Here is a 20,542-nt window from a genome sequence, read left to right as displayed (position 1 = left end):
CGGGCCTGGCGGGAGCCGCGAGGAACGAGCGGCGGATGGTAGACGCGGCACCACCACCCACCCCGCCCACCCAACCCGACCACACGCCGTCGAACACAAGAACCACGGCTCTACCTCGGCAGACCGGGGCTCTACCTCGCGCGACCAGGGCTCTACCTCGGCGCGAGGGGGCTGGAATCCTGGGCACCGCTCCGACGTTATGTCAGCAGAACACCGCCGACAGACCCTGAGGAGGTCACATGGCCCGCCTCGCACGCCGTGTCCAGGTAGAGAACGACTACGGCGAGATCATGCACTACGAGCGCCACACCGGCGGCGGCCTCGTGTCGCCGCACGCCCGCGTCCCCGAGTCCGTCCCGGTCGGGTCGGGCACGTACGTCGAGAAGGGGGCCGTCGTCGGGTACGGCTCGCAGCTCGGCGAGGGAAGCTGGATCGACCGCGACGTCACCCTCGGCCGGGACGTCCGCATCGGCGACAACGTGCGCCTCTGCCCCGAGACCCGGGTCGGCGACCGCGCCCGCGTCGGCAGCGGCGCGCGCGTCGGGCGCCGCGTGCTCGTGGAGCCGGGCGCCGTCGTCCCGCCGGACGAGATCGTCCCCGACGACGCGACCGTGCGCCGCCGGGGCGGCGTCCGCTCGGGGTACGACGTCGCCGCCTGAGCACCGCCGAACCCGGGGTCGCCGGCGTCGAACCCGGGGACGTCCCGGGTTCGACGCCGCGGGGCACCCACGGCCCCGGGTTCGGCGCCGCGGCCCGTGGACGTCCTTCCGTCGCGGCGGTCGGGTGCGTAGCCTTGCCGACCGTGACCTTCCCGCCGCACGGCCCCGCCGTCCCCCCTCCGCACCCGCAGCCGACGCCGGTGCACCCGCACCCGCAGGGGCCCGCGGGCGCCGTGGGGCCGCTCGACCCGCGCGCCGTGCTCGAGGGCCGGCCGCCGGGCCGGGCTCGCGTGGGCGTGATCGTGACGATCGCGGTCGCGAGCCTGTGCCTGCTGGTCGGCCTGGTGCTCGCGGCGCTGTCCGGGGTCGGGACGTTCACCGTCGGCCTGCTGCTGGCGCTCGTGCCGCTCGGCATCTGGGTGCCGGTCGTGCTCGCGCTCGACCGCCTGGAGCCGGAGCCGCCGAGCGCGCTCGTCGTGGCGTTCCTGTGGGGCGCCGGGATCGCGACGCTCGTCGCGGGGATCCTCAACACGCTCGGCCTGGAGCTCCTCACCGCGCCGCTGTTCGGCGAGGAGGTCGGCTGGTACGTCGTCGCGTCGTTCGGGGCGCCGTTCGTCGAGGAGATCCTCAAGGGCGCGGTGCTGTTCGGGATGCTGTGGTTCCGCCGGCACGAGATCGACGGCTGGACCGACGGCGTCATCTACGCCGCGATGGTCGCGCTCGGGTTCGCGGCGGTCGAGAACGTCACGTACTTCATCATGGCGGCGCAGGACGGCACGCTCGGCCCGACGTTCGTGCTCCGCGCGCTCGTCACTCCCCTGCTGCACCCGCTGTGCACGGCGCTCACGGGCCTCGGCGTCGCGAGCGCGGCCACGAGCCCGCCCGGCCCGCGCCGGGTCCTCGCGCCGATCGGCGGCCTCGCGGCGGCCATCGCGCTCCACATGCTGTGGAACGCCTCGACGGGGTTCGGCACGCTCGCGCTCGGGGTCGCCTACCTCGCGGGGCTCGGGGTGCTGGTCACGCTGATCGTCCTGCTCGTGCGCGACCGGCGCCGCACGGTCGCGACGATCCAGCGCCAGCTCGTGCCGTACGTCCCGACGGGCCTGGTCACACCGGCCGACCTCACGATGCTCTCGACGCTCGCCGCGCGCCGCCAGGCACGTGACTGGGCCCGCCGCACGGGTGGTGCCGGCGCCGCGCACGCCATGCGGGACTACCAGCAGGCGGCGACCGAGCTCGCGCTGCTCCACGACCGCGTCGCGCGCGGCGCGGTCGAGGCGTGGCGCGTCGAGGGGCAGCGCCGCGCGCTGCTGCAGCTCATGCTCACGGCGCGCCAGGCGTTCCTCGTGCGGACGCCGCAGCCGCCGCCCGCACCGTGGTCCCCGGGCGCGCCGTCCGGCTTCACGTCCGACGCGTGGGTGCCCGGTCAGGGCGCGTGCTAGCCCGGAAGCCTCCGCCGACGTCTACCCGGCGCCGCCGCGGGGCGGCGTCCGGATGACGAGCACCGCGTCGACCGGGGCGCCGTCGAGCGCCCGGTAGGAGTGGTCGGCGTCCGACACCCAGCGCAGCTCGTCGCCCTCCTCGACGACCGCCTCGGCCCCGTGGCGCCCGGCGCGCAGCCGACCGCGCGTGATGAGCAGGTGCTCGACGACGCCCGGCCCGTGGGGCGGCGAGGTCCGGTCCGCGTGGGCCTCGAGGTGCAGGTGGTAGATCTCGACGGCCGTGCCGCCGGGCAGGTGGTGCGCATCGAGCAGGCGCGCGGTGACGCCCTCGGACGACACCTCCGTGCCCGCCCGCTCGGCGAGCAGCGTCGCGAGCGGGACGCCGAGCGCCCCGGCCAGCGCGTAGAGGGTCGCGAGCGTCGGGTTGCGCGCGCCGTGCTCGATCTCGGAGAGCGAGCCCTTGCCGATGCCCGCCGCGGCGGCGAGCGCCGAGAGGGAGAGGCCTCGCTCCGCACGCAGGGCACGGAGCTGCGCGGCGACCGCCGCGAGCGTCCCGTCCCCGGCCCGTTCCGGCGGGCGCCCGGGCGCTCCCCCGACGTCCTCGTCCGGCTGACCTTCCGCGCGCCCCGCCCCGTCGCTCACGGGCCGCAGCCTACCGGCGCGCGTGTCGCGAGGCCTCTGCTACCGTTCCATGAACAGAACGCTTCCTCCGCCGTCCGCCAGGAGCAGCATGGACCCCGCCCCGGACCGCCTGCGCCCCGTCCTCGCCGGCCTCGTGACCGCCCTCGTCGGCTTCACGAGCTCGTTCGCCGTCGTGCTCGCCGGGCTGCGCGCCGTCGGCGCGACCCCCGACCAGGCCGCCTCGGGGCTCCTCGCCCTGTGCGTCACGCAGGCCGTCGGGATCCTCTGGCTGACCACCCGGCACCGCACCCCCCTCACGCTCGCGTGGTCCACGCCCGGCGCCGCGCTGCTCGTGAGCACGGGCACCGTCGCGGGCGGGTGGCCCGCCGCGGTCGGGGCCTTCTGCGTCGTCGGCGGGCTCGTGCTGCTCACCGCGCTCTGGCCGCGCCTCGGCGACCTCGTCGCCGCCATCCCGACCCCGATCGCCCAGGCGATGCTCGCCGGCGTGCTCCTCACGCTGTGCCTCGCCCCCGTGCGGGCGGTCGTCGCGACGCCGCTGCTCGTCGCGCCGGTGATCGTCACGTGGCTCGTCCTGCTGCGGGTCGCGCCGCGCTGGGCGGCGCCCGCCGCGCTCGCGGTGACGCTCGCGATCGTCGGGTACGAGGCCGTGCACGGCGGCACGCTCACGTGGTCCGACGCCGTCCCGCGCCTCGACCTCACGGCGCCCACGCTCTCGTGGCAGGCGGTGGTCGGGCTCGCGGTCCCGCTCTACGTCGTGACGATGGCGTCGCAGAACGTGCCCGGCGTCGCGGTCATGGCGTCGTTCGGCTACCGCGTGCCGTGGCGCGAGGCGATGACCGTCACCGGGCTCGCGACCCTCGCCGGAGCGACGGCGGGCGGCCACACGATCAACCTCGCGGCGATCTCCGCCGCGCTCGCCGCGGGGCCCGAGGCGCACCCCGACCCCCGACGCCGCTGGCTCGCCGCCCACACCGCCGGGTGGGCGTACCTCGCGCTCGCCGTCGGCTCCGCCGGTCTCGCCGCCCTCGTCGCCGCCGCGCCCGCGGGCCTCGTCGAGGCGGCGGCAGGGCTCGCGCTCGTCGGCACGCTCGGCGCGGCCGTCGCGGGCGCCGTCGCCGAGACGCGCGGCCGCGAGGCGGCCGTCGTGACGTTCCTCGTCGCGGCGAGCGGCGTCGTCGTCGCGGGCATCGCCGCCGCCTTCTGGGCGATCCTCGCGGGGCTGGCCGTCCACGCGGTCCTCACCGCGGGCCGTCGGGCACCCGGCCCCACGAGCGACACCGAGACCGAGACGGCCAAGACCCCGACCACGACCGACACCCCGCCGCGCGAGGTAGAGGCCCGGTAGCGCGAGGTAGAGGCGTGGTCATGACCAGGGCTCTACCTCGCGCTACTGGGCCTCTACCTCGGCAGGGTTCTACCTCGCGGGAGCCGGCGCCGCGTCGAAGGGCTCCCGGTCGAGCGGGTCCGGACCGAGGACGGGGAGGTTGTCGCGGAAGACGTTCGTCGGGTCGACGCGGCGCTTGACCTCGCGCAGCCGCTCCAGGGTCGCGGGCGGGAACGCGTCCGTCACCCGCTCGGGGCGGCGGTCGGTGTCGAAGCTCAGGTACATGCCCTCGAACACGTCCGCCAGCGCGTCCCAGCGCGCGTCGAGCCGGGAGCGGCTCGCCCCCATCGCCACGACGGAGAAGTTCGCCGTGCGGTGCGCGTACGCCGTCGCGTCCGCGGGGACGTCCGACGCCGCGCCGCCCGTCGAGCGGATCTGGAAGAAGTACGTGTCCCCGCTCGCGACGAGCCCGGCGAGCCGTGCGGACGCCTCGGGCGTGAGGTGCTCCAGCAGGCCGGACCGCGACACGGGCTCGCCCTGACCACCGTGCGGCCCGGGCGCGGGCGCGGAGACGACGGCGTCGTACGGCACGATCTGCGCGGTCGCCCGGGCGAGCAGCGGGGAGATCGCCGCGAACGGCTGCAGCCGGGCGAGGACGACGTCCGGGTCGTCGGAGTCGACCATGGTCATGGACTGTGCGACGACCGGCTGCCCCGGCCGCGGGCGCCCGACGATGAGGAAGCTCGTCGTGTCGCGCGGCGACGCCTCGACCGTCGCGCCCCAGCGCTCGAGGAACCCGGCGAGGTCGGAGGCGTCGTGCACCATCTGCGCGAACCCCACCGCGGACACCTCGTCCGCGACGAGCTCGAACGACGTCACGATCCCGACCTGCGACCCCGCGCCGCGCACGGCCCAGAACAGGTCCGGGTTCTCCTCCACGCTCGCGCGCACGACCGAGCCGTCCGCGAGGACGACCTCGACGGCGCGCACGTGGTCGATCGTCAGGCCGTGGGCGCGGCCGAGGAAGCCGATGCCGCCCGCGGTCGCGAGCCCGCCCACGCCGACGCCCCCGTAGTCGCCCGACGTGATCGCCCAGCCCCGCGGCGCGAGCGCCGCCGCGACCTCGCCCCAGCGCGCGCCGGGCCCGACGCGCACGAGGCGCGCGGCGTCGTCGAGCACCTCGACGGCGTCGAGCGCGCCCAGGTCGAGGACGATCCCGCCGTCGTTCGTCGAGCGCCCGCTGATGCCGTGGCCGCCGGAGCGGACGGACAGCGGCACCGTGCGCGTCACCGGCTGGGCACGTGCGAACGCGAGCGCCTCGACGACCTCGGCGGTGTCGCGCGGCCGCAGCACGAGCCCCGGCGAGCCGCCGCGCAGGTAGTTCGAGCGCACGCCCGCGTACGCCGCGTCCCCGGGCTCGACCGCGCGCTCCGCGAGCGGGGCGGGGACGTCGTCGTACGCGATACCCGGACGACGTGCCGCGCGGACGACGAGCGGCACGACGCGCGACGTGTCGGTCCCGCGCGCGGCGCGCCCGGCGGCGACCGCGTCGCGCAGCGCGGGCGCGGCCTCCTCGGCGAACCGGCGGGTCGTGCGTTCGTCGTCGGTCGCGAGGATCAGCGTCGAGACACCCTCCTCCAGGACGAGCGGCACGAGCCGCTCGACCCAGGCCTCGGGCGGCCCGGCGAGGTCGGGCGCGCCGCCCAGGCCGCCACCGCCGTCGTTCGCCCCGAAAGTCCCGGACACGTTGAGCAGGCGCGTGACCTCGCGCGGGTCGCGCCCGACGGCGGTCGCGGCCTCGTCGATGCGCGCGTTGCCCGCGCGCAGCCCGTCCAGGCCGACGCGCCCCAGCGACGGGAGCCAGCCGTCGGCCTTCTCACCGACGAGGCGCAGCATGCGCGGGCCGAGCGCGCCCAGCCACACGGGGATGCGACGCGTGGTGCCCGGGCCGGGCGTCGCGCCGTCGAGCCGGTGGTGCCGGCCGGGGACGAACAGCTCGCCGTCGCCGTCCTCGCCCCAGATCGCCCGGATCACCTCGATCGCCTCGGCGAGCGCCTCGACCGACTCGCCCGGGGTGAGCCGCTCGACGCCCATCGAGACCATGGCGTCCCAGAAGGCACCCGCGCCCAGGGCCAGGTCGACGCGCCCGTCGGACAGCAGGTCGAGGCTCGCCGCCGCGCGCGCGAGCACCGCGGGCGGGCGCATCGGGACGTTGACGACGTCGGGCGCGACGTGGATGCGCTCCGTCGCGGACGCGACGTACGACAGCAGCGTCCACGTGTCGAGGAAGCGCGGCTGGTAGGGGTGGTCCTGGAAGGTCACGAGGTCGTAGCCGAGGTCCTCGGCGAGGCGCGCGAGCCCGACCGTCGCGTCCGGGTCCTGCGCGGAGGGCGTGACGAACGTGCCGAGGCGGAGCGGGTGGCCGTAGTCGGTCATGCGCGGACCTCGCCGTCGGTCGGGGCGCCCGAGGCCGGGCCGCCGGCGCCCCGCGCGGACGCGACGAGCTCGCGGGCCGCGGGGGCGACCTCCTGGCCGACGACGGCGAGCGTCGTCGGGTCGTCGCCCGCGACGATCCACGTGGACACGCCGTGCTCGAGCGTCACCTCCGCGACCTGCTCGGCCCACTGTCGCGGCGAGCCCTGGAGGAACCCTGCGCCGCCGTCGGCGGTGAACCGGCCGCCGACGTTGAGGAGCCGACGCACGGCCCGCGGGTCGCGACCCGCCTCCTCGGCGGCGGCGTCGATCGTCGCGTTGCCCTTCGCCAGCGCCTCGAAGCTCTGCAGGTACGCGAGCGACGGGAGCCAGCCGTCGGCCTTCGCCCCGACGAGGCGCAGCATGCGGGGCTTGAGCGCGCCGACCCAGATCTCGACGTCGTGCGCGGGCGCGGGGCCGCGCTTGGGCCCGTCGACGCGGTGGTGCGTCCCGCCCGCGACGAGGCGGTCACGCGTGGACGTGTCCCACAGCCCGCGGACGACGTCGATGCCCTCGGAGAGCGCGTCGACCGACCCTCCCGGCGTCAGGCGCTCGCCGCCCATGGCGACGATCGGGTCCCAGAACCCGCCCGCGCCGAGCCCCAGCTCGACGCGCCCGCCCGAGAGCCGGTCGAGGCTCGCCACGGCCCGCGCGAGCACGGCCGGCGGGCGCAGCGGCAGGTTGAGCACGTTGCCCGCGATCCGGACGCGCTCGGTGCGCGCGGCGACCCAGGACATCAGCGTCCACGTGTCGAGGAACGCCGCCTGGTACGGGTGGTCCTGGAACGTGACAAGGTCCAGGCCCACCTCCTCGGAGAGCTGAGCCAGCGCGACGGCCTGGTGCGGCGCCGCGGCGGTGGGCGTGACGAAGGACCCGAAGCGCAGGTCGTGGCCGTAGTCGGGCATGGCTCCTCGCGATCTCAGAATACGTTGTTGAGCAGAACATATCGGTAACAGATAGGTGGTGCAACCGCATTCCCGGCGGTAGGCTGGGCGGATGAGCACGACCACGACGACCGCCGCACCCACCGGCCCGGCCGAGCTCCCCGGCCGCCTCGAGGACCTCGGCTGGCACCTCGGCGTGCTCCTGCGTGCCTACCGCGCGACGGTCGAGCAGGCGCTCGACGACGTCCCCCACGGCACGCGTGGCTACCAGGTCCTCGTCACCGTCGCACAGGGCGACCACCCCACCCAGCTCGCGCTCGCCGAGCACCACGGCATCGACCGGACCGTCATGACCTACCTGGTCGACGACCTCGTCGCCGCAGGTCTCGTCGAGCGGCAGCAGAACCCTGCCGACCGCCGCGCCCGCCGCGTCGTCGCGACGCCCGAGGGCCGCCGTCGGCTCGCCGGGTGGGCCTCCGCCGTGCACGACGCCGAGGAGCACCTCCTCGACATGCTCTCCCCCGACGAGCGCAGCGCCTTCCGCACGCTCATGCGCCGCGTCGCGTGCGACCTGCGCGACGTCGACGCCACCACCGACCCCTGCACCGTCGCCGAGCACACCCTCGGCAGCACCACCCCGCCGAAGCAGACCCCCGCTCGACCGAGGTAGAACCCTGGTCGCACGACCAGGGTTGCACCGCGCGCAACCACGGCTCGCGCGGGCGGGGTTCTACCTCGGGAGGGGGTCTGCCGCGGTGGGTGAGGCGTCGGCCTCGGTGAGGGCGGCGTCGGTGTCGTCGGAGTCGTGGCCGCGGAGGGGGTAGAACCAGAAGCACACGAACGCGAGCGCGGCGAGGACCACGGGGACGCCGCCGAGGAGGAGGCGCACGCCCGTCGCGACGCTGTCCGGCTGCACGACGTCGCCCGCGCCCTCGACGTACCCGCTGGCTGAGAGCACACCGGCGACGAGCACGGCCTGGACGATGACGGACCCGCGCACGACGAACCCGTTGGCGCCGAAGTACATGCCCTCGCGGCGCAGGCCGGTGCGGCGCTCGTCGTCGTCGATGACCTGCGCCAGCGCCACCTCGAGCACCTGCATGAGGCCCGCGACGCCGACGCCCACGGCGAGGCCGGCGAGCGCGGCGCCGAGGACGGTGGACGGGATCAGGTAGAGGCAGGTCGCGAGGCCGTACACGGCGACGACCCACAGCATGGCCGAGCGCGGGCCGATGCGCCGCACGACCCACGACCACCCGACGATCGACGGGATCGCGGCGACGAAGATCGGGGCGAGCAGCAGCGTCGCGTCGGCCTCGGCGCCGCCCAGCGTGTACCGCACGTAGAACGGGATCGCGGCGAGCACGATCGCGGTCGTGCTCTGGAGCAGGAGCGACCCGAGCACGTAGGTGACGAACGCCCGGTTGGCGAACGTGTACCGGAGCTGGTCCCCCAGCCCGACGGCGGCCTCGCGCTCGCGGACGGTCGCGACGTCGACCGGGCGCTCGACCATGCCGGCGAGGGACCACACGAAGAACGCGAGGCTCACGACCGCGAGCAGCAGCGCCATCCAGGTCCACCCGAGCGTGCCGTACAGCAGCGGCGCGCCGGCGGTGCCCAGGATCATCCCGACGAGGCCGAAGATCTGGCGCGGGGTGTTCCCGCGGGCGCGCTCCGCCGTCGTGCGGAAGATCTCGGGGAACAGCGCCGAGATGTTGAGCGCGACGACGACGTACGCGACGTCGAACAGGGCCACGACGACGAGGAACCACACGACGAGGCCGACGGGGCCGACGGCGGGCGGCATCCACACGAGCGCGAACGCGACGACGAGCGGCACGATCCCGAGCACGATCCAGGGGACGCGGCGGCCCCACCGCGTGCGACGCCGGTCGGAGGCGGCGCCGACGAGCGGGTTGAGCAGGGCGTTGAGGATGCCGTGCGCGACCATCGCGCCCGCGACCCAGCCCGCGCGCACGCCGAGGTGGTCGACGTAGAAGTAGACGACGAACGCGGAGAACGTCTGCATGAGCAGGTTCGAGGGGAACGCGGACGCTCCGTAGGCGATCGTCCGCGCGCGCGAGGGCGCGCCGACGAGCCGGCGGTCCCGCGTCCGGGCGAGCAGCCCTCCGCCCGCCGTCGGCACGCTGCCCGACGGCGCCGGCTGCGGGGCGCTCACCGCTCGCCCCGCTGCACCGCGCGCAGGTCCCGCCAGCCGACGCGGACGATGCCCTCCTCGGCGATCACGGCCGCGACGGCCGGGTCCGCGAGGAGCCGGTGCTCGAAGCCGCGCTTCGCGACGCCGTAGTCGGCGACGTCGCCAAGCTCGTCGTCGTCGAGCATGGGGTGGAGGAAGATCTCGGTCACGCCGGACGGCACGCGGCGCAGCAGGTCGAGGAAGTCGGCCCGGACGTCCTCGTAGTCCTCCTCCTCGACCGTCCCGGCGCCGTCGAGCTCGAACGGGTGGGTCCAGAGCCGGTCGACCAGGACGACGCCGAGCGCGTCCGCGGCGGCCGTCGCCTCGTCGAGCAGCGGCTGGAAGTCGCCCGGGGGCAGCACCATCCCGTCGGTCGTGCGGGGCAGGCGGAACGGCAGGCGGTGCCGGGCGGCGAGCTCGAAGACCTGCGGCAGGAACGAGCGTCCCGTCTCGAGCCCGTAGACGGAGCCCATGTGGTTGTCGAGGTGCGAGACGTCGACCCCGGCCGCGAGCGCCGCGTCGAGCTGGGCCGTGAGCTCGGCGACGACGTCCTCGACGCGCGCCTGGCGCTCGACGGTCAGCACGTCGCGCGGGAAGTAGCCCGCGTCGTCGACCAGGGACGTGCCCGTGCCGGTGAGCGGGCGCCACCGGTACCGCGTCCACTCGCTGGTCAGCACGAGGTGCACGCCCACGTCGACGGGGTGCGCGGCCGCGAACGCGAGCGCGTCCGGCGCCCACCCGCACGGGACCATGACCGTCGCGGAGTCGACGTGCCCCGCGAGGAGGAGCTCGGAGACCGCGCGGTTGGCGGCGCGGCACATGCCGTAGTCGTCGGCGTTGAGGATGATCGCGCGCGCGTCGGCGGCGAGGCCCAGCCGGGAGACCAGGTCCGACGGCGGTGCTCCGCCGCCCGGTGCTGCCGCGGTCACGACGCCGCCTCCTCGCGCTCGTCGGCGATGTCGCCCTCGCCCGGAGCGGGGTGGGCGGCGGCGGAGCGGAACACCTCGTCGCGCAGCGCGTCGCTGGCCGAGCGGGCGGCCCCCACCACGACGGCGTCGCACGTGAGGTCCGACGAGACGACCCGGACGGGGAGCACGGCGATCTTCTCCGCGAGGAAGCGCGTCACGCGGTCCGCGATCGGCGCGCGCGCCGCCTGGTTGGTGAGGACGAAGAGCTCCGGCTCCACCACGAGCGCCACCGACGCGGCGACGACCCCGATCCGCTCGGCGACCTCGTCGAGCACGTCGTTCGAGGCGCCGTCGCCGTGCTCGGCCCGGTCCACGACGTCCTTGACGGTCACGTCGTCGGGCAGGCCGTGCTCCTTCGCGAGCGACGCGAGGGACGACGCCCCCAGCGCCTCGGAGCCCAGCGCCCGGGCGGGGTGCGGCAGGAACGAGACCTCGCCGGCACCGCCCGCGAACCCGCGGTGGAGCTTCCCGTCGAGCACCAGCCCGGCCCCGAAGCCGTCGCCCAGCCCGAGCACGACGAACGAGCGCGCCCCGGCCGCGGCGCCGTCGCGCTGCTCGGCGAGCGCCGCGAGGTTGAGGTCGTTCTCGAGGGTCACCGGGCACCCGAGGGCGTCCTCGAGCGCGTCGACGAGCTCGGTCCCGCCCTTCTCGTAGCCGGGGACGCGCCGGATCGTCCGCAGGTCCGACCCGACGATCAGCGGGACGGCCGCGACCGCGCGCGTCACCTCGATCGTCGGCCCCTCCGCGAGCCGCGCCTGGGCGTCGCTCACGCACGCGCGGGCGAGCTCCGCGGCCGCACGGGCGCGCGCCGTCGTCGTCGGCTTGACGTCCCGGCGCTCCGCACGGGCCCGGATCGCGCCCGTGACGTCGACGAGCGCGACCCGCACCCGATCGCGCGCGACGTCGATGCCCAGCCCGAACGCGTAGTCCGGGTCGACGCGGTACAGCGTCGCGGCGGGCCCCCGCCGGTCCCGGTCGAGCCCGGCCTCCGTGACCACGCCCGTGGCCTCGAGCGCCCGCAGCGTCTGCGCCACGGTCGTCTTGGACAGACCGGTCGCCGAGACGACGTCGGGCCGCGCGACCCGCGCGCCCGTGCCGAGCACGTCGAGCACGGCGCGTGCGTTGAGGGTGCGCAGGAGGGCGGGCGTACCGGCGGGAGTGGTGTCCATCTGGTCTCCGTCGAGCAGTGGGTGGGTCGATCAGACATGTCCGGGGCCGTGCGGGTAGAGCGGGAAGTTCCCTACCCGCCCGGAGACTAACCAAGGTCCCGGGGGTTGTCGACGGCAACCGGTCTCCCTGTGGACGGCCTGTACCGTGGCGTGGTGATCCGCCGAGCCCTCGCCCGCGCCTACTGGGCGACCAGCCGGTGGTCCCTGCGCTCCGAGCCGTACGACACCCGCCGCCCGACGCTCCTCGTCGGCGCCCCGCACACGTCGAACTGGGACTTCGTCCTCATGCTCGCCATCGCCTGGAGCACGGGCATCCACGTGCGCTGGCTCGGCAAGCACACGCTGTTCGCCGGCCCGGCCGGCCCGCTCATGCGCGCGCTCGGCGGCATCCCCGTCGACCGGCGCGACCCGAGCCGGGTCGTGGCCGACGTCGTCGCGCGCCTCCGCGCCGGCGAGGTGTTCTCGCTCGTCGTGACGCCCGAGGGCACGCGCGGCGCGGGGTCGTACTGGAAGTCGGGCTTCTACCGGATCGCGCGCGAGGCGCACCTGCCGGTGACCCTCGGGTACGTCGACCGCACCACCATGACGACCGGCCTCGGCCCGACCATCGAGCTCACGGGCGACGTGCGCGCCGACATGGACGTCGTGCGCGCGTTCTACGCCGACAAGTCCGGCCTCCGCCCGGCGCAGCGCACCGAGCCGCGCCTGCGCGAGGAGGACGCGGCAGCCTGAGGCCGAGCGCTCGCCGGGAGCTTCCTTGCCCCTTCACGGTGACCCTGGACCGGGTCGGTCCCGGTACGGGGTCCCCGCAGACCTCAGGCCCTGCGACCCTCTCCCGCGTGCGCTCCTCCCACGCGCCACGTGCGTCCTGACCTGCGCCGTCGTGCGTGCCGACGGGTGTGCTTAGGGGCGAACCCCTACCTCCCGTAATCCTCCGCGGAACCGTTGCCCGGGGAAGCGGGCGTGCCTAGCGTCCGTCGGGTCAAGGCCGACGAACCGGGCTTCGCGCCGCCGTCGGCACCCCGACCAAGGAAGCGAGACCCTCATGAGACGACTCCGCGCGACCCTCGTCGCCGCCGTCGTGGGCGCGGCCGCGATCGTCGCCCCGGTCGTGGTCGCCCCGAGCGCCTCGGCGCACGGCTGGATCACCTCGCCCGCGAGCCGCCAGGAGCAGTGCGCCAGCAGCGGCACCCTCTCGTTCGACTGCGGCGAGATCAAGTACGAGCCGCAGAGCGTCGAGGCCGTCAAGGGCTCGATGCAGTGCTCCGGCGGCAGCCGGTTCGCCATCCTCGACGACAGCAGCAAGCCCTGGAAGCGGACGACCGTGGGCAGCACCGTGACGTTCCAGTGGGAGCTCGAGGTCGCGCACGCCACGAGCACGTGGGAGTACTTCGTCGACGGCGTGCTCTTCAAGACGTTCAACGACGGCGGCAAGCGCCCGGCGTACGACGTCTCGCACACGCTCACCGGCCTGCCGTCGGGCAACCACACGATCCTCGCGCGGTGGAACATCGCCGACACGAACAACGCGTTCTACAACTGCGTCGACGTGAACGTCAACGGCACCGGCGGCAACGACCCGGACCCCGAGCCGACCGACCCGGAGCCCACCGACCCCGGGCCCGGGGAGTGCACCGCCCCGGCGTGGGCCGCCGGCTCCGTCTACCTCGGCGGCGCCACGGTGTCGCACGACGGCCGCACCTACCAGGCCAAGTGGTGGACGACGGGCGAGAACCCCGCCCAGAGCGGCCAGTGGGGCGTCTGGAAGGACCTCGGCGCCTGCTGACCTGACACCTCTTCACCGAGCGCTGCACACTCGCGGCCGGGAGACGCACCTCTGTGCGCATCTCCCGGCCGCGGGCGCATCCCTGACCGGCGGACGCACGACGTTCCCCGAGGTCCGCCGTCCGGACGCCGAGGACCGGTCCCTGCGGAGACGGCCGGGCTACGTGGTCCCCACATGTTTTTCACCCGCCGAGGGGCTCGGGACGGGCTCTCCGCCCCCGCCGGCACGACCGCGCAGGCGCACGATCCCGGCGAACCGGGCCCGCCGGGTACGGGACTTCCCGTACCCGCTCCCGGTCGTGCGTAGTCGTTGAGCGCACGCGTCCGGGCTGCCTACGGTCCACCCCGTCACGGCCGACGGTGCGGGCTCCGCACGGCGTCGGCCCTCCCCGACACAGGAAGCGAGTCCCCCATGAAGCGACTTCGCGCGGCGCTCCTCGCCGCCGTCGTGGGCGCGACCGCGATCATCGCCCCGATCGCGATCGCCCCCAGCGCCTCGGCGCACGGCTGGATCACCTCCCCCCCGAGCCGGCAGGACCAGTGCGCCACCGGCGCCACGTCCTTCGACTGCGGCGGGCTCAAGTACGAGCCGCAGTCCGTCGAGGCCGTCAAGGGCTCGATGAAGTGCTCCGGCGGCAGCGGCTACACGATCCTCGACGACGCGTCGAAGCCCTGGCCCCGCACGACCACCGGCCAGGAGGTGACCTTCCAGTGGAAGCTCACCGCGAACCACGCGACGAGCGTGTGGGAGTACTTCGTCGACGGCCAGCTCTTCGCGTCGTTCGACGGCGGCGGCGTGCAGCCCCCCAAGGACATCTCGCACACCCTCAAGGGCCTGCCCCTCGGCAACCACACGATCCTCGCGCGCTGGAGCGTCGCGGACACGGTGAACGCGTTCTACAACTGCGTCGACCTCACGGTCACGGCGGACGGCACGAACCCCGGCGGGGAGAACCCCGGCGGCGGCGAGGGCGAGAACCCGGGCGGCGGCGAGCCGGGCCAGTGCACCGACCCGGCGTGGTCCTCGACCGCGACGTACACCGGCGGGGCGAAGGTCTCGCACGACGGGAACATCTACGAGGCGAAGTGGTGGACGCTGAACAACGTCCCGGGCGCCGAGCAGTGGGGCCCGTGGAAGCTGGTCGGCGCCTGCTGACCCGCTGACCCCGCGACGGCGGGTGTCCTCGTCCCTCGGGGCGAGGGCACCCGCCGTCGTGCGTGCCGGGCGTGGACGGCGCGCCGGGGTACGCGGAAGCACGTACGAGCTTTGCCCAATTGTCCGCACTCCGCACATTTCGTAGCGTCGACAGTGCCCGATCCGAGAGCGGCCCGCGACGAAGCGCGCCGCAGGACCCATGCACCACCGGATGGAGAGCGAGACAACTCATGCGAAGACTGAGAGCGGTACTCCTGGCGGCCGTCGTCGGCGCGGTCGCGATCATCGCCCCCGTGGCCATCGCCCCCAGCGCGAGCGCGCACGGCTGGATCACGTCCCCGCCGAGCCGGCAGGACCACTGCGCGAAGGGCACGACGTCCTTCGACTGCGGCGGCATCAAGTACGAGCCGCAGTCCGTCGAGGCGCCCAAGGGCTCGATGAAGTGTTCCGGCGGCAGCGGGTTCAGCATCCTCGACGACACGAGCAAGCCGTGGCCGCGCACGCAGACCGGCACGTCGGTGACCTTCCAGTGGAACCTCACCGCGGCGCACAACACGAGCACGTGGGAGTACTTCGTCGACGGCGTGCTCTTCAAGACGTTCAACCAGGGCGGCGCACAGCCCCCGAGCAACATCTCCCACACGCTGACCGGTCTGCCCGAGGGCAACCACACGATCCTCGCGCGCTGGAACGTGTCGAACACGGTGAACGCGTTCTACAACTGCGTCGACCTCAAGATCGGCGCCGGCGGCACGGACCCGGGCGACCCGGACCCCGAGCCCACTGACCCCGAGCCCGGCGAGTGCACCGCGCCCGCCTGGGCCGCCGGGTCGGTGTACGTCGGCGGCGCGAACGTCTCGCACGAGGGCCGCAACTACCAGGCCAAGTGGTGGACGACGGGCGAGAACCCCGCCCAGAGCGGCCAGTGGGGCGTCTGGAAGGACCTCGGCGCCTGCTGACCTGACACCTCTTCACCGAGCGCTGCACACTCGCGGCCGGGAGACGCACCTGCGCGTGCGTCTCCCGGCCGCACGCGTCTGCCGCTCGGTCCTGGGCCGCTCGCCGAAGCGGCGTCAGCCGCGGCCGCGGAGGCGGTCGAGGTCGCGGCGCTCGCGCTTCGTCGGGCGGCCGGCGCCACGCTCGCGGACGGCGACGCGGACGGTCAGCTCCCGGGGCGGAGGGGGCGGGCTCTGGTCGACCACGGCCTGTGCGGCCAGAGGCGCGGAGACGCGCTTCACCAGCACCTTCTCCACGACGAGGATCCGCTCGGCCGGGCCGCCGCGCACGACGACGCGGTCGCCGACCTTGACGCTCGTCGCCGGCTTCGCGCGCTCTCCGTTCACCCGCACGTGCCCGGCCTTGACCGCCGCGGTCGCCTGCGAGCGGCTCTTGAACACCCGGACCGCCCAGAGCCAGCTGTCGACGCGCGCGCTCGTCGCCTCCGTCGTCGCCATCCCCCGAGCCTAGCGACCGCGCGCACGGCTCCCGGCGTGCGAACCGCCCCGCCCCGTGCCACCGTGAAGTCAGGCATACGGGGCAGTTACGCCGTATGACCGTTTCGTCCCCCAGAGAACGGAGACAGGGATGAGCTTCATCGGGTGGATCCTCATCGGCCTCATCATGGGCGCGATCGCACGCGCCATCCTGCCGGGCAAGGCAGCAGGGGGCTGGATCGTCACGCTGATCGTGGGTGTGCTGGGTGCCCTCCTCGGCGGGTGGATCGGCGGCGCGCTGTTCGGCGCGGACGCCAACGACGAGTTCTTCTCGCTCACCACGTGGTTCTGGGCCTTCGTCGGCTCGCTGCTCGTGCTGCTCATCTGGGGCGCGATCGCAGGACGTTCGGCGCGCAAGTAGGCGGCGCGCGACCGCCGCGACCGACGGCGCCCCCGGCCCGGGCTCCCTGGCGGAGCCCGGGCCGTCGTCGTCCCGGCCGTCGTCGCCCGGTCCCGCGGGCCGCCGCCAAAAGCGGTGGACACCCCGGACGCGCCGCGGTCACGCTGGACCGCATGAGCAGCGTCGCCCGCACCGCCCCCGAGGTGCCCCTCCCGCCGGGGTACACGCTCGTCGAGGCCCCGCACCCCGCGTCGCTCGACGACGCCGACGCGTGGGCCTACCACGCCGTCGCGGACGTCGGCCGGGAGCACGAGCTGGAGGTCCACGGGTACGACGACCTCGCGCTGCGACCGCGCGACGTGCTCTCCGGGATGGACCACCAGGAGTACGCGGCCAAGCGCCGCTTCGTCGTCGTGCGCTCCGCCGCCGCGCGCGCCCTGATCGCCGACGGCGTCCCGCCCGCGGTGCACGACGTCGTCGCGTACCTGTTCGTGCTCCAGCCCACGACGAGCAACGCGCACCTGAGCGACGCGTTCGCCGTGGTCCGCCCGCAGGAGCGGGGTCGCGGCATCGGGACGCCGCTGCTCGCGCTCGCCGAGCGCCTCGCCGCGGACGCCGGGCGCACGGTGCTCCTCTCGAACACCTCGCACGGTACGGAGCCGCCGCCCGGCCCGGACGCGCTGGCCGCCACCACCGGCGCGGGCCGCGTCCCCGCCGACGCCCCCGGTCCTCGCTTCCTGCGCGCCCACGGGTACGTCCTGGAGCAGGTCGAGCGCCACTCGGTGCTCGACCTCCCGGCCGACCCCGCGGGCCTCGACGCGCACCGCGCCGCCGCGCGGGAGCACGCCGGCCCGGACTACCGCGTGCACACCTGGACCGACGAGGTCCCCGAGGAGTGGCTCGACCAGGTGGCCGTGCTGTTCACCCGCATGAGCACCGACGCGCCGACGGGAGGCGTCGAGTTCGGCGAGGACCCGTGGGACGCGCGGCGCGTGCGCACGTGGGTGGGTGAGCAGGCCGAGAAGCGCAACGGGTTCCTCGTGAGCGCCGCGGAGCACGTGCCGACCGGCACGCTCGCCGCGTTCACCGTCTTCCTGTACCCGCACGACCGGGACGACTTCGCGTTCCAGGAGGACACCCTCGTGCTCCGCGAGCACCGGGGGCGCCGCCTCGGGATGCTCGTCAAGGTGGCCAACCTCGACGCGCTCGCGCGCGAGCGCCCCGCGACCCGGCGCGTCCACACGTGGAACGCGCAGGAGAACGACCACATGCTCGCGATCAACGTCGCCCTCGGGTTCCGACCGGCGGGCGTGTGGGCCGCGTGGCAGCGCAGGACGACGTCGGAAGACGGCGACTGATCGCGCCCCGGGACGGACGGGCGCGACCCCCGTGACCCCGGAGGCCGCCGCGTCGTCGGCCGCTCAGCGGATGCCGTCGAGGAAGCGGATCACCCGCTCGGTGACGAGCGCGGCGGCCCCCGGCTCGTACGACGGCAGGCTCGGGTCGGTGAACAGGTGCCGGTCGCCGGTGTAGACGAACAGCTCGGCGTCGGGCGTGGAGTCCACGAGCTCGCGCGCGGCGTCGAGGTCCCCCTCGCCCGCGAACGACGGGTCGCCGTCCATGCCGTGCACCTGCACGGGCACGGCCTCGGGCCACGCCTCGCCGAACTCCGACACCGGCACGCACGCCTCCAGCAGCACCGCGCCCTTCGCGCCCGCGCGCGTCTGCGCGAGCATCTGCGCCGGGAGCACGCCGAGCGAGATCCCGGCGTACACGACCGCGGGGTCGTATCCGTCCGCCACCGCCCGACCGCGCTCCAGGACCGTGCCGAACCCGAGCTCCTGCACGTGCGCCATGCCCTCGTCGAGGGTCGCGAACGTGCGTCCCTCGAACAGGTCCGGCGTGTGCACGACGTTCCCCGCGCCGCGCAGCGTCTCCGCGATCGTCCGTACGCCCTCGGTCAGTCCCTGCACGTGGTGGAACAGCACGACCTCGGCCATGGTCCCCTCCTCCGGTGTCCGTCGATGGCCCGGCGGCACCGTCGCCGCGCGGTGCGCGCCGCCACGGCGCACGCCCACCATCGTCGCGCGGACCACCCACGTCCGCCCGAGCCCGGGGTCCAGGGACCGACGGCGGCCGTTCGTGAGGCCACCGGACCATGGACCGCGGGACGGTCGGGGTGGGCGAGGGCCGACGTCGGTCAGTAGTTTGGTGGTCATGACCTCGCAGCCCGTGCCGCCGCCGATCGACCCCACCACCACGCCGTCCTGGACCGCTCTCACCGTGCACCGCGACACCGTGGAGCCGGACCTGCGCACCTGGTTCGCGGTGGACCCGGACCGCGCGCGCCGCCTCACGCACCAGGCCGCCGACCTCACGGTCGACCTGTCGAAGAACCTCGTCACCGACGAGACGCTCGAGCTGCTCGTGCGCCTCGCCGAGGAGGTCCACCTCGACGACCGCCTCGAGGCGATGTTCACGGGCGAGCACATCAACGTCACGGAGGACCGCGCCGTCCTGCACACGGCCCTGCGCCGGCCGACCCCGCTGGGCGACGACGAGCACCTCGTCGTCGACGGGCAGGACGTCGACGCGGACGTGCACGGCGAGCTCGCCAAGGTCTACGCGTTCGCGGACAAGGTGCGCTCGGGCGAGTGGACGGGCGTCACGGGCGAGCGCGTGCGCACGGTCGTGAACATCGGGATCGGCGGCTCCGACCTCGGGCCGGTCATGGCGTACGAGGCGCTGCTGCCGTACAAGCACGAGGACATCGAGGTCCGGTTCGTCTCGAACATCGACCCGACGGACGTCGCGGAGAAGACCGCGGGCCTCGACCCGCGCACGACGCTGTTCATCGTCGCCTCCAAGACCTTCGGCACGCTCGAGACCCTGACCAACGCGCGCCTCGCGCGGGACTGGCTGTGGACGGAGCTCGCGGCGGTCGGCGCGATCGAGGACACGGACGAGTCCCGGCAGGCCGCCGTCGCGCAGCACTTCGTGGCGGTCTCGACCGCGCTCGACAAGGTCGCGGCGTTCGGGATCGACCCGGCGAACGCGTTCGGGTTCTGGGACTGGGTCGGCGGGCGCTACTCCGTCGACTCCGCGATCGGCACGTCGCTCGCGATCGCGATCGGGCCGGACCGGTTCGCCGAGCTGCTCGCGGGCTTCCACGCGATCGACGAGCACGTGCGCCGCACGCCGTTCGAGCGCAACGTCCCCGTCCTCATGGGGCTGCTCAACGTCTGGTACGTCAACTTCCTCGACGCGCACACGCACGCCGTGCTCCCGTACGCGCAGTACCTGCACCGCTTCCCGGCCTACCTCCAGCAGCTCACCATGGAGTCGAACGGCAAGCGCGTGCGCTGGGACGGCTCCCCGGTCACGACGGAGACGGGCGAGATCTTCTGGGGCGAGCCGGGCACCAACGGCCAGCACGCGTTCTACCAGCTCATCCACCAGGGCACCCGCCTCATCCCGGCCGACTTCATCGCCGTCGCGAACCCGGCGCACCCGCTCACGGACGAGGTCGGTGACGGCGGCGCGGTCCAGCCCGGCGCGGACGTGCACGGCCTGTTCCTCGCGAACTTCTTCGCCCAGACCAAAGCGCTCGCGTTCGGCAAGACCGCCGACGAGGTCCGCGCCGAGGGGACGGCGGAGGCGCTCGTGTCCGCGCGGACCTTCCCGGGCAACCGCCCGACGACGTCGATCCTCGCGCCGGCCCTCACGCCGTCGGTCCTCGGCCAGCTCATCGCGCTCTACGAGCACATCACGTTCGTGCAGGGCGTCGTGTGGGGCATCGACAGCTTCGACCAGTGGGGCGTCGAGCTCGGCAAGAAGCTCGCGCTCGAGATCGCGCCGGCCGTCGCGGGCGACGAGGACGCCCTCGCCGCCCAGGACCCGTCGACGGCGGCCCTCATCGACCGCTACCTCGACCTGCGCAACTGACCCACCCTCCCGCGCCGAGCACGACCTTGGGGGTGGGGGCCGGTGGGGGGGGGAAAAAAAAGCGGG

19 protein-coding genes are annotated in these 20,542 nt (G+C 74.7%); 11 read left to right on the top strand and 8 right to left on the bottom strand.

Annotated elements, in window-relative coordinates; genetic code table 11:
- Positions 1-239 precede the first annotated feature (239 nt).
- Together ACTJIY_RS19130 and ACTJIY_RS19125 are read left to right on the top strand one after the other, a co-directional pair.
- A complete protein-coding gene (locus ACTJIY_RS19130) occupies positions 240-659 on the top strand; it encodes a transferase (protein WP_253054136.1) in 420 nt (139 codons plus the stop codon).
- A 143-nt stretch (positions 660-802) separates the two neighbouring features.
- The gene (locus ACTJIY_RS19125; protein WP_440674833.1) at positions 803-2,101 is read left to right on the top strand and encodes a PrsW family intramembrane metalloprotease; all 1,299 of its coding nucleotides are present in this window, start codon (positions 803-805) and stop codon (positions 2,099-2,101) included.
- Positions 2,102-2,122: 21 nt separating this feature from the next.
- On the opposite strand, the gene ACTJIY_RS19120 is transcribed toward ACTJIY_RS19125, so the two are convergent.
- Positions 2,123-2,743, bottom strand: a complete 621-nt coding sequence (locus ACTJIY_RS19120; protein ID WP_440674834.1) for a helix-turn-helix domain-containing protein — start codon at positions 2,741-2,743, stop codon at positions 2,123-2,125.
- An 88-nt stretch (positions 2,744-2,831) separates the two neighbouring features.
- Between ACTJIY_RS19120 and ACTJIY_RS19115 the strand changes: the two genes are divergently transcribed.
- Positions 2,832-4,088 (top strand): benzoate/H(+) symporter BenE family transporter, encoded by a 1,257-nt coding sequence (locus tag ACTJIY_RS19115; RefSeq protein WP_440697254.1) that lies wholly within the window; start codon positions 2,832-2,834, stop codon positions 4,086-4,088.
- 69 nt (positions 4,089-4,157) lie between these two features.
- On the opposite strand, the gene ACTJIY_RS19110 is transcribed toward ACTJIY_RS19115, so the two are convergent.
- Positions 4,158-6,503 carry an LLM class flavin-dependent oxidoreductase gene (locus ACTJIY_RS19110; RefSeq protein ID WP_440674836.1) on the bottom strand — a complete coding sequence of 782 codons (2,346 nt, stop codon included), beginning with the start codon at positions 6,501-6,503 and terminating at the stop codon, positions 4,158-4,160.
- Entirely contained in the window at positions 6,500-7,444 is a 945-nt protein-coding gene (locus ACTJIY_RS19105; protein ID WP_440674838.1) for an LLM class flavin-dependent oxidoreductase, read from the bottom strand. The genes ACTJIY_RS19110 and ACTJIY_RS19105 overlap by 4 nt, the downstream gene beginning before the upstream one ends.
- Before the next feature lie 91 nt (positions 7,445-7,535).
- On the opposite strand from ACTJIY_RS19105, the gene ACTJIY_RS19100 reads away from it, so the two are divergent.
- On the top strand, positions 7,536-8,093 hold the full coding sequence (locus ACTJIY_RS19100) for a MarR family winged helix-turn-helix transcriptional regulator (protein ID WP_440674840.1): 558 nt from the start codon (positions 7,536-7,538) through the stop codon (positions 8,091-8,093).
- Between the two features lie 60 nt (positions 8,094-8,153).
- Here ACTJIY_RS19100 and ACTJIY_RS19095 read toward each other — a convergent pair whose 3' ends face one another.
- From ACTJIY_RS19095 to ACTJIY_RS19085, 3 genes are read right to left on the bottom strand one after another with little or no spacing between them, the layout of a single operon-like run.
- On the bottom strand, positions 8,154-9,602 hold the full coding sequence (locus ACTJIY_RS19095) for an MFS transporter (protein WP_253054150.1): 1,449 nt from the start codon (positions 9,600-9,602) through the stop codon (positions 8,154-8,156).
- Positions 9,599-10,549, bottom strand: coding sequence for a polysaccharide deacetylase family protein (locus ACTJIY_RS19090; protein ID WP_253054152.1), 951 nt, complete (start codon positions 10,547-10,549; stop codon positions 9,599-9,601). The genes ACTJIY_RS19095 and ACTJIY_RS19090 overlap by 4 nt, the downstream gene beginning before the upstream one ends.
- A complete protein-coding gene (locus tag ACTJIY_RS19085; protein WP_253054154.1) occupies positions 10,546-11,757 on the bottom strand; it encodes an ROK family transcriptional regulator in 1,212 nt (403 codons plus the stop codon). Before ACTJIY_RS19085 ends, ACTJIY_RS19090 begins: the two co-directional genes overlap by 4 nt.
- Before the next feature lie 150 nt (positions 11,758-11,907).
- On the opposite strand from ACTJIY_RS19085, the gene ACTJIY_RS19080 reads away from it, so the two are divergent.
- The 4 genes from ACTJIY_RS19080 to ACTJIY_RS19065 all read left to right on the top strand — a co-directional run bounded on the left by ACTJIY_RS19080 (position 11,908) and on the right by ACTJIY_RS19065 (position 15,657).
- Positions 11,908-12,489, top strand: coding sequence for a 1-acyl-sn-glycerol-3-phosphate acyltransferase (locus ACTJIY_RS19080; RefSeq protein ID WP_440674843.1), 582 nt, complete (start codon positions 11,908-11,910; stop codon positions 12,487-12,489).
- A gap of 313 nt (positions 12,490-12,802) precedes the next feature.
- The gene (locus ACTJIY_RS19075) at positions 12,803-13,543 is read left to right on the top strand and encodes a lytic polysaccharide monooxygenase (protein ID WP_253054166.1); all 741 of its coding nucleotides are present in this window, start codon (positions 12,803-12,805) and stop codon (positions 13,541-13,543) included.
- Positions 13,544-13,954: 411 nt separating this feature from the next.
- Positions 13,955-14,698, top strand: coding sequence for a lytic polysaccharide monooxygenase (locus tag ACTJIY_RS19070; RefSeq protein WP_353708284.1), 744 nt, complete (start codon positions 13,955-13,957; stop codon positions 14,696-14,698).
- Positions 14,699-14,991: 293 nt separating this feature from the next.
- On the top strand, positions 14,992-15,657 hold the full coding sequence (locus ACTJIY_RS19065) for a lytic polysaccharide monooxygenase (RefSeq protein ID WP_353708283.1): 666 nt from the start codon (positions 14,992-14,994) through the stop codon (positions 15,655-15,657).
- Positions 15,658-15,771: 114 nt separating this feature from the next.
- Here the strand turns inward: ACTJIY_RS19065 and ACTJIY_RS19060 are convergent, their stop codons facing one another.
- Positions 15,772-16,152, bottom strand: coding sequence for an RNA-binding S4 domain-containing protein (locus tag ACTJIY_RS19060; protein ID WP_253054170.1), 381 nt, complete (start codon positions 16,150-16,152; stop codon positions 15,772-15,774).
- Positions 16,153-16,282: 130 nt separating this feature from the next.
- Here ACTJIY_RS19060 and ACTJIY_RS19055 point away from each other — a divergent pair, with 130 nt between their 5' ends.
- The gene (locus ACTJIY_RS19055; RefSeq protein WP_253054172.1) at positions 16,283-16,552 is read left to right on the top strand and encodes a GlsB/YeaQ/YmgE family stress response membrane protein; all 270 of its coding nucleotides are present in this window, start codon (positions 16,283-16,285) and stop codon (positions 16,550-16,552) included.
- A gap of 152 nt (positions 16,553-16,704) precedes the next feature.
- Complete coding sequence (locus ACTJIY_RS19050; protein ID WP_440674848.1) at positions 16,705-17,889, top strand: GNAT family N-acetyltransferase; 1,185 nt, start codon at positions 16,705-16,707, stop codon at positions 17,887-17,889.
- A gap of 63 nt (positions 17,890-17,952) precedes the next feature.
- Here ACTJIY_RS19050 and ACTJIY_RS19045 read toward each other — a convergent pair whose 3' ends face one another.
- Positions 17,953-18,612, bottom strand: coding sequence for a dienelactone hydrolase family protein (locus ACTJIY_RS19045; protein ID WP_440697255.1), 660 nt, complete (start codon positions 18,610-18,612; stop codon positions 17,953-17,955).
- A 136-nt stretch (positions 18,613-18,748) separates the two neighbouring features.
- Here ACTJIY_RS19045 and pgi point away from each other — a divergent pair, with 136 nt between their 5' ends.
- On the top strand, positions 18,749-20,476 hold the full coding sequence (gene pgi, locus ACTJIY_RS19040) for a glucose-6-phosphate isomerase (protein WP_253054178.1): 1,728 nt from the start codon (positions 18,749-18,751) through the stop codon (positions 20,474-20,476).
- The last annotated feature ends 66 nt before the right edge of the window (positions 20,477-20,542 follow it).

This window comes from Cellulosimicrobium sp. 22598, from assembly GCF_052044445.1.
Classification (GTDB): Bacteria; Actinomycetota; Actinomycetes; order Actinomycetales; family Cellulomonadaceae; genus Cellulosimicrobium; species Cellulosimicrobium cellulans_G.
Note: the sequence above shows the minus strand (reverse complement) of the source record. Positions and strands in the feature narration are given on the sequence as shown.

Bases quoted from the DNA above. Each gene is read 5' to 3' on its own strand.
- ACTJIY_RS19050 (WP_440674848.1), top strand. From the start codon at position 16,705: ATGAGCAGCGTCGCCCGCACCGCCCCCGAGGTGCCCCTCCCGCCGGGG.
- ACTJIY_RS19085 (WP_253054154.1), bottom strand. From the start codon at position 11,757: ATGGACACCACTCCCGCCGGTACGCCCGCCCTCCTGCGCACCCTCAAC.
- ACTJIY_RS19105 (WP_440674838.1), bottom strand. From the start codon at position 7,444: ATGCCCGACTACGGCCACGACCTGCGCTTCGGGTCCTTCGTCACGCCC.
- ACTJIY_RS19130 (WP_253054136.1), top strand. From the start codon at position 240: ATGGCCCGCCTCGCACGCCGTGTCCAGGTAGAGAACGACTACGGCGAG.
- ACTJIY_RS19055 (WP_253054172.1), top strand. From the start codon at position 16,283: ATGAGCTTCATCGGGTGGATCCTCATCGGCCTCATCATGGGCGCGATC.
- ACTJIY_RS19075 (WP_253054166.1), top strand. From the start codon at position 12,803: ATGAGACGACTCCGCGCGACCCTCGTCGCCGCCGTCGTGGGCGCGGCC.
- ACTJIY_RS19115 (WP_440697254.1), top strand. From the start codon at position 2,832: ATGGACCCCGCCCCGGACCGCCTGCGCCCCGTCCTCGCCGGCCTCGTG.
- pgi (WP_253054178.1), top strand. From the start codon at position 18,749: ATGACCTCGCAGCCCGTGCCGCCGCCGATCGACCCCACCACCACGCCG.
- ACTJIY_RS19045 (WP_440697255.1), bottom strand. From the start codon at position 18,612: ATGGTGGGCGTGCGCCGTGGCGGCGCGCACCGCGCGGCGACGGTGCCG.
- ACTJIY_RS19060 (WP_253054170.1), bottom strand. From the start codon at position 16,152: ATGGCGACGACGGAGGCGACGAGCGCGCGCGTCGACAGCTGGCTCTGG.
- ACTJIY_RS19100 (WP_440674840.1), top strand. From the start codon at position 7,536: ATGAGCACGACCACGACGACCGCCGCACCCACCGGCCCGGCCGAGCTC.
- ACTJIY_RS19070 (WP_353708284.1), top strand. From the start codon at position 13,955: ATGAAGCGACTTCGCGCGGCGCTCCTCGCCGCCGTCGTGGGCGCGACC.
- ACTJIY_RS19110 (WP_440674836.1), bottom strand. From the start codon at position 6,503: ATGACCGACTACGGCCACCCGCTCCGCCTCGGCACGTTCGTCACGCCC.